7 protein-coding genes are annotated in these 14,735 nt (G+C 77.0%); all 7 read left to right on the top strand.

Features of this window, described 5'->3' with window-relative positions:
• The first annotated feature begins 125 nt into the window (after window positions 1-125).
• The 7 genes from ACFY4B_RS12765 (at window position 126) to ACFY4B_RS12735 (ending at window position 14,600) form a co-directional block, all read left to right on the top strand.
• The gene (locus tag ACFY4B_RS12765; RefSeq protein WP_049659093.1) at window positions 126-1,250 is read left to right on the top strand and encodes a PP2C family protein-serine/threonine phosphatase; all 1,125 of its coding nucleotides are present in this window, start codon (window positions 126-128) and stop codon (window positions 1,248-1,250) included.
• A gap of 411 nt (window positions 1,251-1,661) precedes the next feature.
• Window positions 1,662-2,987 (top strand): MFS transporter, encoded by a 1,326-nt coding sequence (locus ACFY4B_RS12760; protein ID WP_380778027.1) that lies wholly within the window; start codon window positions 1,662-1,664, stop codon window positions 2,985-2,987.
• A 132-nt stretch (window positions 2,988-3,119) separates the two neighbouring features.
• On the top strand, window positions 3,120-4,457 hold the full coding sequence (locus ACFY4B_RS12755) for a non-ribosomal peptide synthetase (RefSeq protein ID WP_387967680.1): 1,338 nt from the start codon (window positions 3,120-3,122) through the stop codon (window positions 4,455-4,457).
• Between the two features lie 318 nt (window positions 4,458-4,775).
• Window positions 4,776-7,868, top strand: a complete 3,093-nt coding sequence (locus ACFY4B_RS12750) for an amino acid adenylation domain-containing protein (RefSeq protein ID WP_387967678.1) — start codon at window positions 4,776-4,778, stop codon at window positions 7,866-7,868.
• A 54-nt stretch (window positions 7,869-7,922) separates the two neighbouring features.
• A complete protein-coding gene (locus ACFY4B_RS12745) occupies window positions 7,923-9,773 on the top strand; it encodes an amino acid adenylation domain-containing protein (protein WP_387967676.1) in 1,851 nt (616 codons plus the stop codon).
• Between the two features lie 76 nt (window positions 9,774-9,849).
• Window positions 9,850-11,766 (top strand): non-ribosomal peptide synthetase, encoded by a 1,917-nt coding sequence (locus ACFY4B_RS12740; RefSeq protein WP_387967983.1) that lies wholly within the window; start codon window positions 9,850-9,852, stop codon window positions 11,764-11,766.
• A complete protein-coding gene (locus ACFY4B_RS12735) occupies window positions 11,763-14,600 on the top strand; it encodes a condensation domain-containing protein (protein ID WP_387967674.1) in 2,838 nt (945 codons plus the stop codon). The genes ACFY4B_RS12740 and ACFY4B_RS12735 overlap by 4 nt, the downstream gene beginning before the upstream one ends.
• The last annotated feature ends 135 nt before the right edge of the window (window positions 14,601-14,735 follow it).

Here is a 14,735-nt window from a genome sequence, read left to right as displayed (position 1 = left end):
GCCCCATCGGCGGGAGGTGTTTCTCGGCCACCGGCGAGGGCGGCCGTCATGCGGGCCTCCGGGGCCCGTGGCTACGATCGGAAGGAGTACTTCCGGATGGTGGCGAGACGGAAGCCAGGTCGCCGATGGCCCCGAGGTCCGTGCAGTGGCCGCCGTACGTGCGGGTCGCGCCGTGGTTGCTGACCGTCGGCGGGCTGGTGTGGAACGCGCTGGACCCGACCGACTACTGGGGCGATCCGATGCTGGCGGCGGCCGCCGTGCTGGCGGGGGCGCTGCTGATGCTGGGGGACACCGTCGCGGTGGGGGCGGCCAACGCGCTGGGCATCCTGGTGCTGTCCGCCCGGGACGGGTCGCTCGGGACCCGGGCCGGCTTCCTGGAGCTGGGGAACACGGTGTTCGCGGCGCTGCTCGGGATCGCGGTGAACCGGGTGGTGGCCCGGCACGGGCGGCGGTTGGAGCGGGTGCGTTCGGTGGCCGAGGCGGCGCAGCGGGCGGTGCTGCCGGAGCCGCCCGCGCGGGTGGGGCGGCTGTCGGTCGCGGCCTGCTACCGGGCCGCCCAGGACGAGGCGCTGATCGGCGGGGACGCGTACGCGCTGCAGGTCACCCCGTACGGCGTGCGCGGGCTGATCGCCGACGTGCGGGGCAAGGGGCTGCACGCGGTCGGCGCCGTGTCGGTGCTGCTGGGCGCCTTCCGGGAGGGCTCGCACCGGCTGCCGGACCTGGTCGCGCTCGCGGACGCGCTGGAGGACTCGCTGCTGCGGGAGAGCGAGCGGATGAGCGAGGAACTGCGGCTGGAGGGGTTCATCACCGCGCTGCTGGTGGAGTTCCCGCCGGGGGAGGAGAGCGTGCGCACGCTCGACTGCGGGCACCCCGGCCCGTACCTGCTGGGCCCCTACCCGCCGGGCGGGGCCGCGCCCCGGGTGCGCCGGCTGGACGCGGCGGACCCGGGGCTGCCGCTGGGGATGGGCGGGCTGGGCGTGGCGCGTCCGCTGCCGGAGGGGCGGCCGTTCCCGGCCGGGTGCACGCTGCTGCTGGTGACCGACGGGGTCACCGAGGCCCGGGACGCGGCGGGGGAGTTCTATGACCCGGTGCTCGGCCTGGCCCCGCTGGGGCCGTTCACCGGGCCGGGGGAGGTGCTGGACGCGCTGGTGGCGGACGTCGAGCGGTGGACGGGAGGGCCCCGGGACGACGACATGGCGGTGCTGGCGATCACCCGTCGTGCGGAGCCGGGGGCGGACAGTCGGCGCTGAGGGTCGAGGGCGGCGGCCGGTGGACCGGTTCGCGCCGGGGGCGGCTCGTATCCGCCCTGTGATCCCCTTCTACGGCTCGCTTCGGTCACGCCGGTATCACGATGAGGTGACGGTAGGGCTGCACTCCATGGAATCCGGCCAAGTTGAGCGCCTCCGTCCGGTGGCCGGAAAGGTCCTGTCCGAATAGCGGACGTCGAAATGGACCGGCGGGCCCCGGGGTGATCAAGGTGCCCGTCGGGCCGCGCCGCCTTGGCCGAGGGGCGCCGTCGGCGGCGCGGCCGCGCGGGACGCGTCCATAAGGAGCGCGCAAGGGTCCGGCGGGCGAGTGGCGGGATTCGGCCGACCTGCGGTCCGTCCGGAAACGGACCCGGTGCTTGCCCGGTGTCGAAGGGGTGACCGAGAGTCGCACCAATGAACGAGAAGCCCAGCTCCCGCCAGGCCCGTCTGCTCGGCCACCGCGATTTCCGGCTCCTGCTGACCGGAGCCGCGGCGGCCCAGACGGGCACTCAGGTCACCCTGGTGGCCCTTCCCTTGGTGGCGGTGATGGTGCTCGACGCCACGCCGTTCGAAGTCGGCCTGCTGACCGCCGCCGAGACCGCCGCCTTCCTGCTCATCGGCCTCCCTGCGGGCGCCTGGCTGGACCGGATGCGCAAGCTGCCGGTCCTGATCAGGGCCGACGTGGTGCGCTGCCTGGCCGTGGGGTCGATCCCGCCGGCCGCCGCGCTCGGCGTGCTGACCATGCCGCAGCTCTACCTCGTGGCACTGGTCACCGGGGTGGCGACGGTGTTCTTCGACGTCGCCCACCAGTCCTTCCTGCCCGCCGTCCTGCCGCGCGAGCAACTGGTCGGCGGCAACGGAGCGTTGGAGACGGTCCGCTCCTCGGCGCAGATCGCCGGGCCGGGCCTCGGCGGCGGGCTGGTCCAGCTGCTCGGGGCGCCGCTCGCCATCGTGGCCGACGCCTGCGGCTACCTCGTCTCCGCGCTGCTGCTCGGCCGGATCAAGGTCGAGGAGCAGCGGCCGGAACCCGAGCCGGGGCGCTCGCTGCGCGCCGAGGTCGGGGAGGGTGTGCGGTTCGTGCTCGGCCACCCGCTGCTGCGGGCGATCGCGACCGCCACCGCCACGTCCAACCTGTTCTCCGCCGTGCTGACCGCCGTGCAGACGGTGTTCTGGGTACGGGTGCTCGACCTGTCGCCGGGCGCCATCGGCGTGCTGCTGTCGGTCTCCGCCCTCGGCGGACTGGCCGGCGCGCTGTGCGCCGGGCAGCTCGCCCGGTGGATCGGGCAGGCCCGGCTGATCTGGCTCTCCACGCTGGTGACGGCACCGTTCGCGATGCTGTGGCCGCTGTCCGGCGGTGGCGCGGGCGTGGTGCTGTTCGGCCTGGCCTCCGGGGTGGTGCTGTTCGGCGCGGTCGCCTACAACGTCGCCCAGGTCAGCTTCCGGCAGAGCCTCTGCCCGCCGGAGCTGCTCGGCCGGATGAACGCCACCATGCGCTTCCTGGTGTGGGGCACCCTGCCGATCGGCGCCCTGGTCGGCGGCGTGGTCGCCGACGCGGCCGGGCCGCGCGCCGCGCTCTGGGTCTGCGCCGTCGGCTTCCTGCTGGTGCCGCTGCCGCTGCTGCTCTCCCCGCTGCGGCGGATGCGCGAGCTGCCGGACCCGGACCGTACGGCGGGGCCGGGCGCGGGCGAGGGCGCGGACGTCAGCGAGGAGGAGAGCGCCGTGAGCCCGGGGGTGTCCTGACCCGCCTGCCTGTCTGCCCGCCAGCCCGCCTGCCCGTAGCACCCGGACCTGAGCAACGCCCCGATCGGTCACCTCGACCGATCCCGACCGATCCCCGACCCGAGCCGCGACCGGAAACCGGAGACCGTTCCCGTGCACGCCAGCATCACCGCCGCCTACCTCGCCCGGTACCGCTCCGCCGCCGCCGAATCCCCGGTGGAGCTGCTCCCGCTGACCGGCGCCCAGCGACGGTTCCTGATCACCCGCCGGCTCACGCCGCAGAGCCGCAGCGACATCGTCCCGCTGATGTTCGCCTACCCGCGCGGCACCCTCGACCTGGAGCGGCTGGCCCGCGCCGCCACCGCGGTGGCCGCCCACCACCCGGCGCTGTGCGGAGGCTTCGCCACCGTGCGCGGCACACCCGTGCTGCGCGCCGGCGGCCCCTCCGCCGAGGCCGCCCGGATCCCCGTCGCCCCCGGCGGCACCGCCCGCGCCGCGCTGCGCGAGGCCCTGCTGGACTGGCCCGCCGACGGGCCCGCGCTGCGCCTGCTGGTGGCCGCGGACCCGGACGGGGAGCCGTCCGCGGACCCGTCCGGGGCCGAGGAACTGCTCGTCGTCGCACTGGACCACGCCGCCTGCGACGAGCAGTCGCTCGGGGTGCTCACCGCCGAGCTCAGCGCCGCGTACGAGCAGGACGAGCCGCCCGCGGCCGGGCCCACCCCCCGGGCGCTGGCCGACTACCGGCAGGCCGTCGAGCTGCAGTTGGACGCCGAGGACGCCGCCGGCGGCCCCGCCGCCCAGGCCTACTGGGGCCGCCGGCTGGGCGGCCTGACCGGGGCGGGCGGCAGCGCGGCCACGTCCACCGGCATGCTCACCGAGCGGCTGCCCGCCGCCGAGGGCGCCGCCCGCGGCGCCGTCTTCCCGGCCCTGCTGGACGCGGTCGGCTCGGCCCTGCACCGGCTGCACCGGACGGAGGGGCCCTCCCGGCCGGAGACCGGGGGAGGGGCGCTCGCGCTCGGCTACCCGTGGGGCGGACGGCCGGCGGGCGCTCCCGCCGCACTCGGCTGCTTCCTCAACACCCTGGTGCACCCGGCGACTCCGGGGCCGGTCGCGGACCTGGACGCGCTCGCGGACGCCTGGTGGGACGACCTGGACCAGGCCGGCACCCCCTTCGACGAGGTGGTCCGCGCCGCCCGCACCGCCGGGGCCCCGTGGTCGGGCGCCCTGGACGGCCTGCTCACCCTGGACGACCTGCACCGCCGCCCACCGCTGGTGCTCGGCGGCACCCCCGGCCGGGAGACCCCGCTGGACGGGCGCCCGCTCGCCGCGCCGATGGCCGTCTCCGCCTCGCACGGCGACGACCTGCTGGTCCGGCTGGCCTGGGACCGCGACCGCTTCCCCGAGGCCGACGCCCACGCGGCCTTCGACGACCTGCTCGCCGTGCTGCGGCACCACCTGCCCGCCCGGCCGAGCCCGGCGCCGCAGGCCTGAACCCGCCTGCCCCGCAGGCCCGACACCGCACGTCCGAGACCGTACTTCCGACGCCGCCCGCCCGAGACCGTACGCCCGGAACCACCTGCCCGGGACCGTACGCCCGAGACCGCGGGCGCCGAACTCCCACCCAGGATCCCGAACGGCGGATCCGCCATGCCCGTCCGCGCGCGTCCGACACGCCCCCGGACGGGACCCCCGGGCCCCGGGCCGCACCTCACCCCGGTGCGGCCCGGCCACCGGCCGGTACGGGAACACCCCACGCCCGCTTCCGGCCACCGCAGTGCCGACACAGCCCACCACACAAGGGAATCGACGATGTTCGCACTCTCTCCGTCACAGGAGATCGTCTGGCTGCACGAGCAGATGCTGCCGGGCAGCCGCGCCTACAACTTCACCGCCGTCCTCGACCTGTGGGGCGCTCTCGACCGGTACGCGCTGCACACCGGCCTGGCCGCCGTGCTGGCCCACCACCCGGGCCTGCGACTGGAGTTGGTGCCCAGCCCGGAGGGCCTGCCCGGCCAGCGGGTCGCCGAGGACTGCGAACCGGAGCTGCGCCACAGCGACTTCGCCGCCGAGCAGGACCCGGAGGCCGCCTTCCAGCGGCTGCTCGCCGCCGAGGCCGAGGAGCCGCTGGACACCGGCCGGGCGCCGGTGCTGCGCTGGCACCTGGTCCGGCTCGGCGAGGACCACCACCGGCTGATCCACGTCGAGCACCACCTCGTCCACGACGGCCACTCCTTCGCGATCCTGCTGCGCGACCTGTTCACCGTCTACCGCGCCACCGTCCTCGGCGAGCCGTACCAACTGCCCGTCGCCCCCTCGTACGAGGACCACGCCCGCGCCGCCGCCGACCTCCCCCGGGACCGCGGCCTCGACTTCTGGACCAGGGAGCTGGCCGACGCGCCGCGCGAGGTCACCCTGCCCGGGCTGGCCCGGCCGCGCGCCGAACGGCGCCACCACGGCGGCCAGTTGCGCCAGTCGATCGGCGCCGACCTGGCCGGGCGGCTGCGCGAGCGCAGCAAGGCGGACGGCCACACCCCGTTCAGCACCCTGCTCGCCCTGCTCGCCGAACTGCTGCGCCGGCACAGCGGCCACCGCGAGCTGGTGATCGGCACCGCCGTCGGCAACCGCCCGGAGGGCTTCGAGGGCACCGTCGGCATGTTCGTCAACACCGTCCCGCTGCGCCTGCGGCTCGACCCGACGGTCCCCGGCACCGAGGCCGTCGACGAGGTGACCGACGTCCTGCTGCGCGCGCTGCCGTACCAGGACCTGCCGGTCCAGGAGCTGACCCGCCGGCTCGGCCTGCACACCAGCGGCGCCGACAACCCGCTGTTCAACGTGATGTTCAGCGCGCACGACGCGGCGCTGCCCGACGTCCAGGCGCCCGGTCTCGAGGTCTCGCTGTACGAGGGCTTCAACACCGGCACCACCCGCTTCGACCTCGACCTGGTGCTGCTGCCCGACGACCGCCGGGTGGTCGGCGAGAAGCACGGCGCCGCCGGGATGACCCTGGTCTGGGACTACGACGCCGACCTGTTCCGCGAGTCCGACGCGGTGCTGCTGTCCGAGCGGCTGCTGGAGCTGCTGCGCTGCTACCTGGACCGCCCGCAGACGCCGATCGCCGACCTGGCCCCCGCACCCGAGGCCGCGCAGGCCGCCCCGGCCGCCCCGGTCACCCCCGCCGTGCTCGACCCGGCCGCCGCCCACGACCCGGCCTCGCTCGCCCTGCTGGCCGGCACCGAGCGGATCAGCTACGGCGAACTCGACCGCCGGGTCGCCGAGTTGGTCGAGCGAATGAGCGCCGCCGGCGTCACCCCCGGCCAGCCGGTCGCCGCCGTGCTGCCGCGCGGCGCGGACAGCGTGGTCGCGCTGCTCGCCTGCCTGCGCCACGGCGCCGTGTACGCGCCGCTGTCCACCGAGGACCCGGCCGCCCGGCTCGGGCTGCTGCTGGAGCGGCTGAGCCCGGCGCTCGTCCTCACCACCCGGCAGAGCGCGTCGGCACTGCCGGAGGAGGGCGTCACCCCGGCGCTGCTGGACGGCCCCGAATTCCCGAAGGCCGAGCCCGCCGCCGTGCTGGACGGTGCCGCGTACGTGATCCACACCTCCGGCTCCACCGGCGTCCCCAAGCCCGTCCTGGTCGGCCGCGAGGCCCTCGCCGGGTACGTCGCCGCGATCGTCGACCGCTACCGCCTCACCTCCGCCGACCGGGCGCTGCTGTTCGCCCGGCCGTCCTTCGATGTGGCCCTGGAGGAGGTGCTGCCCGCCCTCGCGGCCGGCGCCGCCCTCGTCGTGCCGCAGCGCGAGGTGCCTACCGGGCCCGAGCTGGTCGCCGTGCTGGCCGCCCGCGGCGTGACCGTCGCCAACCTGCCGACCAGCTACCTGCTCGCCGTCCGCGAGGATCTGCGCGCGGCGCTGGACGACGGCCGCTGGGCGCCCCGGCTGCTGGTGCTCGGCGGCGAGCGGCTGCCCGCCCGGGCACTGACCGGCCTGACCGGGGCCACCACCGTGCTGAACGCCTACGGCGTCACCGAGGCCACCGTCACCTCCACCGTGTACGAGATCACCGCCGCCGACGTCGCCGAGGACGGCGAGATCCCGCTCGGCGCCGAACTCGACGGCGTGAGCGTCCACGTCCTGGACGACACCCTGCGCCCGCTCGCCCCCGGCTGCGTCGGCGAACTCGTCGTCAGTGGCGGCCTGTTGGCCGAGGGCTACCTCGGCCTGCCGGAGCCCACCGCGGCCCGCTTCACGACCGTCCCCGCGCTCGGCGGCGCCCGGGTGTACCGCACCGGCGACCGCGGCTACCGCGACCTGGACGGGCGGCTGTGCTTCCTCGGCCGCGCCGACAACCAGGTCAAGCTGCGCGGCCACCGGATCGAGCTGGAGGAGATCGAGGCCGCCGCCTCCGCCGAACTCGGCGGCCGCTCCTGCGCGGTGCTGCTGCACACCGACCCGCGGACCGGCCCCCGCCTGGTCGGCTTCCTGGAGGGCGCCGACCGCCCCGACCAGGCCGCCCTGCACGAGGCGCTCGCCCGCCGACTGCCCGGCGGACTCGTCCCGGCGAGCTGGACGGCCGTCGCCACGATGCCGACCCTGCCCGGCGGCAAGCCCGACCGCGCCGCCCTCGCCCGCCTGGTGGAGCAGACCCCGGAGCCGCAGGAGGACGCGCCGGGCGAGTTCGCCGACCCCGGCCAGCAACTGATCGCCGCCGCCTGGCGCGAGGTGCTCGGCCACGACCGCTTCACCGCGGACTCGCACTTCTTCGAGGTCGGCGGCCACTCGCTGCTCGCCGCCCAGCTCGCCGCGTACCTGGAGCCCCACCTCGGCAGCCGCCCGCCGCTGCGCACCCTGTTCCGCCACGCCGTGCTGGCCGACCAGGCCCGCGCCCTCGCCGCGGACGCCAAGTGAACGCGCCTTCCAAGGCATCGAACTGACGGCTCGTCACTTTCTGTGGAGATGATGATGGAACACCTTGGCACGGAACTCCGGAGCACGGACAGCCTGAGTGCGGGCAACCCGGGTACGGGCAGTCTGAGCATCGGCTACGGCCGCCCGCACCAGGACGGCGCGGTGCTCGACCTGTTCACCGCCTGGGCGCACCGCACCCCCGACGCCCCCGCCCTGATCGACGGCGAGCAGGTCTACAGCTACGCCGAACTCGACCGCCTCGCCGACACCGTGGCCGAGGCGCTGCGCGGCAGGGTCGGCCCCGGCGACCTGCTCGGCGTCTGCCTCGCCCACTCGGTCTCGCTGGTCGCCGTCACCCTGGCCGCCGCCAAGCTCGGCGCCGTCCACCTGCCGCTCGGCCCGCGCCCCGGCGAGCGCCGGCTGCGCGCCGTCGCCGAGCAGCTGCGCCCGGCCTGCCTGGTCGGCGAGCCGGACCTGCTGCCGCCCGGCGGCGAGCGGCTGCCGCTGGACCTGCCCACCGCCGGCGTGGTGGCCGCCCTGACCTCCGGCGGGCAGGTGCGCGTCCCGGTCGGCACCCACTACGCGGTGCTCACCTCCGGTTCCACCGGCACCCCGAAGGCCGTCGCCGTCACCGAGCCCGCGCTCGGCGCGCTGCTGCAGTGGTACCGCGGGGCGACCGGCCTCGGCCCCGGGGAGCGGCACAGCCTGCTGATCGGCGTCGCCTTCGACCCGCACGTGCAGGAGCTGTGGGCCGGCCTCACCTCCGGCGCGGCCCTGGTCGTCGCCCCCGAGGCGGTCCGTTGGGACACCGGCGCGCTCACCGACTGGTGGCGCGAGGCCGGCATCACCGTGTCCATCCTGCCCACCCCGCTGGCCGAGCCCGTCCTCGGCCGGCCCTGGCCCGCCGGGCTGGCGCTGCGCCACCTGGTGATCGGCGGCGACCGGCTGCGCCGCGCCCCCGGGCCCGACGTCACCGCGACCGTCCACAACGCCTACGGCCCCGCCGAGGCCACCGTCACCACCACCATGCACACCATGGCCCCCGGCGGGGACCACGGCGCCGGCGCCCCGCCGATCGGCCTGCCGATCGACGGCGTCGTCGTCCTGGTCACCGACGAGGACGGCCGCCCGGTACCGCGCGGCACGGCCGGCGAGCTGCGGATCGGCGGCCGCGGCCTGGCCGCCGGGTACCTCGACCCCGAGCTGACCGCCCGCCGCTTCGTCGACGCGCCCGCCGGCGTGGTCGGCACCGACCGGGTCTACCGCACCGGCGACCGGGTGGTGATGCGGCCGGACGGCGTGCTGGAGTTCCACGGCCGCCTCGACGACCAGGTCAAGGTCAGCGGCGTGCGGATCGAACCCGCCGAGGTCGAGGCCGCCTTCGAGCGCGACCCGCAGGTGCGCCGGGCGGTGGTCGCCGCCGAACAGGCGCCGACCGGCGGGGTCCGACTGCTGGCCTTCGTCCACGCCGAGGACGGCGCCGACCCGGCGGCGCTGCTCGACTCCGTCCGGCCCTGGCTGCCCGAGCAGGCCGTGCCCTCCGCCGTCCACCTGGTGGAGCGCTTCCCGCTGGACGCCAACGGCAAGGTGGACCGCCAGGCCCTGCTGGCCGACGTGGCGGTGCCGGACGCGGTCGTGGCGGACGCGGTGGAGGAAGGGCACGGCCCGGTCGAGCGGACCGTGCTGAAGCTCTGCCGCGAGCTGATCGGCCGCGCCGACCTCGGTCCCGAGGACAACTTCCTGGCCGCGGGCGGCAATTCGCTCGCCGCCGCGAGACTGCTGGAGGCCCTGGAGAACGAGTACGGCGTCCGGCTGCGCGCCCCCCTGGTGCTGCGCCAGCCCGACCTGCGGGCCGTCGCCCGGCTGATCGAGGAACGGGTGGCCGATCTGGCCGCGACCGCCTGACCCCGCCCGAACCTCCTCAGCGGGGCGCCCCGGCCCACCCGGCCGGGGCGCCCGGAAGGGAACCACCGTGACCACCATGTCCTCGCCCGCCGCGGCCCGGTCTGCTGCGACCGACCAGCTGGCCCTGACCGACCTGCCCGCCCTGGTCGCCCGGCAGGCCGAGAGCCGCCCCGACGCGCTCGCCGTGACCGACGGCTCCACCGTCCTCACCTACCGCGAACTCGTCGACGCCGCAGGCCGGTTGGCCGCCGTCCTGGCCGCCCGGGGGATCGGCCCCGGCAGCGCCGTCGGCCTGCTGTGCGCCCGCTCGACCCGGTACGTCGTCGCCCAGCTCGCCGTCTGGCGGGCCGGCGCCCTGGCCGTCCCGATCGACCCGGCCTACCCGCGCCCGCGGATCGCCGAACTGACCGCCGACGCGGACCTCCGGCTCGTCCTCGGCGACAAGGGGCTGCTCGCCGAGGCCGGGCTCCCCGAGGAGCTCACCCTGGTGCTGACCGAGCGCGGCACCGAGGCCACCGACGGCACGGCGCCCGACGCCGCCGACCCGGCCGCGCCCGCCCTGCTCTACTACACCTCCGGCTCCACCGGCCGCCCCAAGGGCGTCCTCGTCCCGCACCGCGCCGTCGCCGACCTGGTCACCGCCGAGGACGCGGTCGTCCTCGGCCCGCGCGACCGGGTGCTCTTCCACTCCACCGTCTCCTTCGACGGCGCCACCTTCGAACTGTGGGCCCCGCTCGCCCGCGGCGCCGCCGTGGCCGTCTCCCCGAGCGAGCGGCCCAGCGCCGAGGACCTGGTCCGCGACGTCGAGAGCTTCGGCGTCACCACCGTCTTCCTCACCACCGCGCTCTTCCACCACCTGGCCGCCCGGCGCTCCCGGATCTTCGGCGTGCTGCGCACCCTGGTCGTCGGCGGCGAGGCGATCTCCGCCGAGCACGCGGGCGCCGTGCTGCGGGCCTTCCCCTGGCTCGAACTGGTCAACGGGTACGGGCCGACCGAGGCCACCACCTTCACCACCGTCCACCGGGTCACCCCGGCCGACTGCGCCGGCTCCGTCCCGATCGGCCGGACCTTCGGCGGCGCCCGCGCCTACGTCCTGGACGAGGGCCTCGCGCCGGTGGCGCCGGGCGCCGTCGGCGAACTGTGGATCGCCGGCGACCGGCTGGCCCTCGGCTACCTCGACCGGCCGGAGCTGACCGCCGAGCGCTTCCGTGAACTGCCGGGCATCGGACGCGCCTACCGCAGCGGCGACCGGGTCGCCCAACTGCCGGACGGCTCCCTGGAGTACCACGGGCGCACCGACGACCAGGTCAAGGTGCGGGGCTACCGGATCGAACCCGGCGAGGTCGAGCACGCGCTGCTCCAGCTGCCCGAGGTCGCCGAGGCGGCGGTCGTGGTCCGCCGGGCCGGGCAGCCCGACGCCGCGCTCACCGCCTGCCTGGTGCTCGCCGAGGGCGCCCGCCCGGCCGTCGAGGCGCTGCGCGCCCGGCTGGCCGAGCAGCTGCCCGCCCACCTGGTTCCCACCGCCTGGACCGTGCTCGCCGCGCTGCCGCTGACCGGCAGCGGGAAGGTGGACCGGCGGGCGCTGGCCGCCGACGAACGGGCCGGGGCGCACCCGGCCGGGGACGAGATGGCCGTCGGCGGGGCGGCCGACGCGCACCCGCCTGTGAACGAGACGGCCGACGCGCACCCGGCCGGTGGCGGGCCGACCGGGGCGCACCCGGCCACCGGCGCCGGCCTCGGCCCGATCCAGCAGGTCGTCGCCGAGGCGTGGAGCCGGGCCCTGGAACGCCCGATCACCGACCCGGCCGCCGACTTCCTCGCCGAGGGCGGCCACTCGCTGCTCGCCATGTGGGTGGTGGACGACCTGCGCGAGGACCTCGGGGTCGAGCTGTCGCTCGCCGACTTCCTCGCCCACCCGACCGTCGCCGCCCAGGCCGACCTGCTGGAACGCGCCCTGCGGGCCGCCGACGACACCCCCGGAGCCGACCGATGAGCACCGTCGACCAGACCGACCTGCTGCGCCGCGCCCGCGACCGCCGCACCGCCACCACCCCCGCCCGACCTGTCGCGCCCGGCGGTCCGGCCGCACCCGTCGAGCCGGCCCCGCTCTCGCACGCCCAGCAGCGGATGTGGCTGATGGACCACCTCGGCCAGGGCGGCGCCCTCTACAACGTGCCGATCGCCACCCGGCTGCGCGGCCCGCTCGACCAGGCCGCCCTCGCCGCCGCGATCACCGGCCTGACCGAGCGGCACGCCGTCCTGCGCACCCGCTACCCGCGCCGGGGCGACCAGCCCTACCAGCAGACCGACCCGGTCGCCCCGGTGCCGCTGCCGGTGCTGGACGCCACCGGCCCCGAGCAGCTCCTCGCCGAGGCCGCCCGCCCGTTCGACCTCGCCGCCGGCCCGGTGCTGCGCGCCCTGCTGTTGCGGCACGGTCCCGAGGACCACACGCTGTTGCTGACGATCCATCACATCGCGGTGGACGGCGGCTCGCTGCCCTTCATCGCGTCGGACATCGCCGCGCTGTACCGCGCCGGATGCGAGGGGGTTCCGGCCCAACTCCCGTCGGTGGCCCCCTCGTACGCCGACTACGCCCGCCAGGAGCGAGCCCGGGAGGCCGAGTTGACGGCCGCCGCCGACACCCTCGCGGCCGGTCTGTCCGGAGCCCGACCGCTGTCGCTGCTGCGGCCCGTCCCGCCCGGCGCCCGCGAGCGCCGCGCCGCCCTGCATGCCGCCCCGGTGGACCCCGCCGTCGTGGAGGAGCTGCGCGTTCTCGGCGCGCGGCACGGCGCCACGCTGTACACCGTCGTCCTGGCCGCCGCGTTCGCCGTGCTGCGCACCGCCTCCGGGCAGGACGACCTCGTCCTCGGCTGCGCCAGCGGCCACCGCGCGCGGCCCGAGTTCCGCCGGACCGTCGGCCTCGCCGTCAACACCCTCGCCGTGCGGACGAATCCGTCCGGAGACCCGTCGTTCGCCGAACTGCTCGGTCTCGTCCGCACCGCCCTGCTCGACGCCCAGCAGCACCACGAGGTGCCGTTCGACCTCGTGGTCGAGCGGCTCGGCGCGGCCTCGCGCGGGGCGGACGGCACCCCGCTGCTCTCGGTCAGCTGCGACCTGCTCCGGATCGCCGACCCGCTGGTGCTGCCCGGCCTCGACACCGAGAACGTCGAACTCGACCTGGGGCTGGCCAAGTTCGGCCTCACCCTGCTGCTGGAGGACGGCCCGCGGCCGCGCGTCCTGGTCCAGCACGACCGGGACGCGCTGGACGCGACCACCGCCGCCCGGCTCACCGACGCCTTCGCCGCGCTGCTCACCGCCGTGGCCGGCAACCCGGACCTGGCGCTGTCCGCACTGCCCGGCGAGCGGCTGGCCGCCGCCGAACACCCGGTGGTGGCTGCCCTCACGGCCGATCCCGCGGTGGTCGAGGCGGCCGTCGTCGAGCACCCCGACGGCCCGCCGCTCGCCTACGCGGTGGTGCGCGGGCCGGTCGCGCCGACCGGCAGCGCCCTGCGGGCCGCCCTGCGCGGGCGCCTGCCGGCCGCCGAACTGCCGCGCGCGGTCACCCTGCTGGACCGGCTGCCCCGCCTCCCCGACGGCACCCCGGACCGCGACCGGCTGCCCGGCGCGGGCCCGCAGCCCGGCACCGCCCTGCTGAAGGGCGACCCGCTGGAGGGCGGCCCGCTGGACGTCGTCCGGCAGGCGTTCGGCGAACTGCTCAGCGCGACCCCGCCCGCCGACGGCGACTTCTTCGCCCTCGGCGGCCACTCCCTCATCGCCGTCCAGCTCGCCGAACGCCTGCGCACCCGCACCGGGCTGCCGCTCACCGGCCTCGACATCCTGGAACAGCGCACCCCGCGCGCCCTCGCCGCCCTGCTCGCCACCCGCGCGGACGAGCGCAGCGCCGCCCTCGCCCAGGCCGGGGCCCGCCCGCGGAGCACCGGTGCCCGCACCGGCAGCGTCCTGCTCACCGGCGCCACCGGAGGGGTCGGCGCGGCCGTGCTCCAGGAGCTGATGGCCCAGGGCCGGCCGGTCCGGGTGCTGGTCCGGCCTGAGTCCGCGCACCTGCCCGCGCTGAACGGCGCCGAGGTCGCGGAGGGCGACCTCGGCGACCTCGACAGCCTGCGCCGGGCCGTCGAAGGCGTCGACGCCGTCATCCACTCCGCCTGCACCTTCACCGACCACGCCACCGACCTCGCCGCGATGCGCGCACTGGTCGACGGCTGGCGGGGCGGCCCGTTCGTCTTCGTCAGCAGCATCGACGCGTACGGCCGCCCGCCGGGCACCGAGGTCCCCGAGGGCGGCCCCAGCGGTGCGCCGGTCACCCCGTACGGGCAGGCCAAGCTGGACAGCGAGCGCATCCTCTTCGAGGCCGCCGCCACCGGCCGCGGCCAGGCCGTCGCCGTCCGCGCCCCGATCGTCTGGGGCCCGCACCACCGCCTGCGCGACCAGCTCCGCTGGGGCTCCACCGGTGCCCTCTACCAGGCCGCCCTGGCCGGACGCCCGATCGGCCTGCCCGCCGACGACGAGTGGTACGGCGCGTCCTGGGTGCACGCCGCCGCCCTGGCCCGCGCCCTCACCGCCTGCCTCACCCCCGACCACCCCGCCGCCGGCCGGGTCGTCAACGCGGTCAGCGGACACGTCTCCTGGCCCGACTTCACCGCCGAACTGGTCCGCCTGCTCGGCTCCGACAGCCCCATCACCACCGCCCCCGACGCCGACGAGGACCTCCGACGCCCCTGGCACTACCGCGCGGACACCCTGGCCGCTCCCCTCGCCCCCGAACCCGGCGAGGACTGGCGCAGCGTCCTGGCGGCCATGGTCCGCTGAGCCCCCGCCGCGGGGGGGGGGGGGGGGGGAAGCCGGCCCCCCCCCCCCCCCCCGGGGGGAAACCCCCACCCCCCCCCCCCCCGCCCCGGGGCCCCCCCCGCCCGGCCCCCCGGGCCCCGCGGGGCCCCCCCCCCC

It is taken from the genome of Kitasatospora sp. NPDC001261 (assembly GCF_042896795.1).
In the GTDB taxonomy this organism is placed as follows: domain Bacteria; phylum Actinomycetota; class Actinomycetes; order Streptomycetales; family Streptomycetaceae; genus Kitasatospora.
Note: the sequence above shows the minus strand (reverse complement) of the source record. Positions and strands in the feature narration are given on the sequence as shown.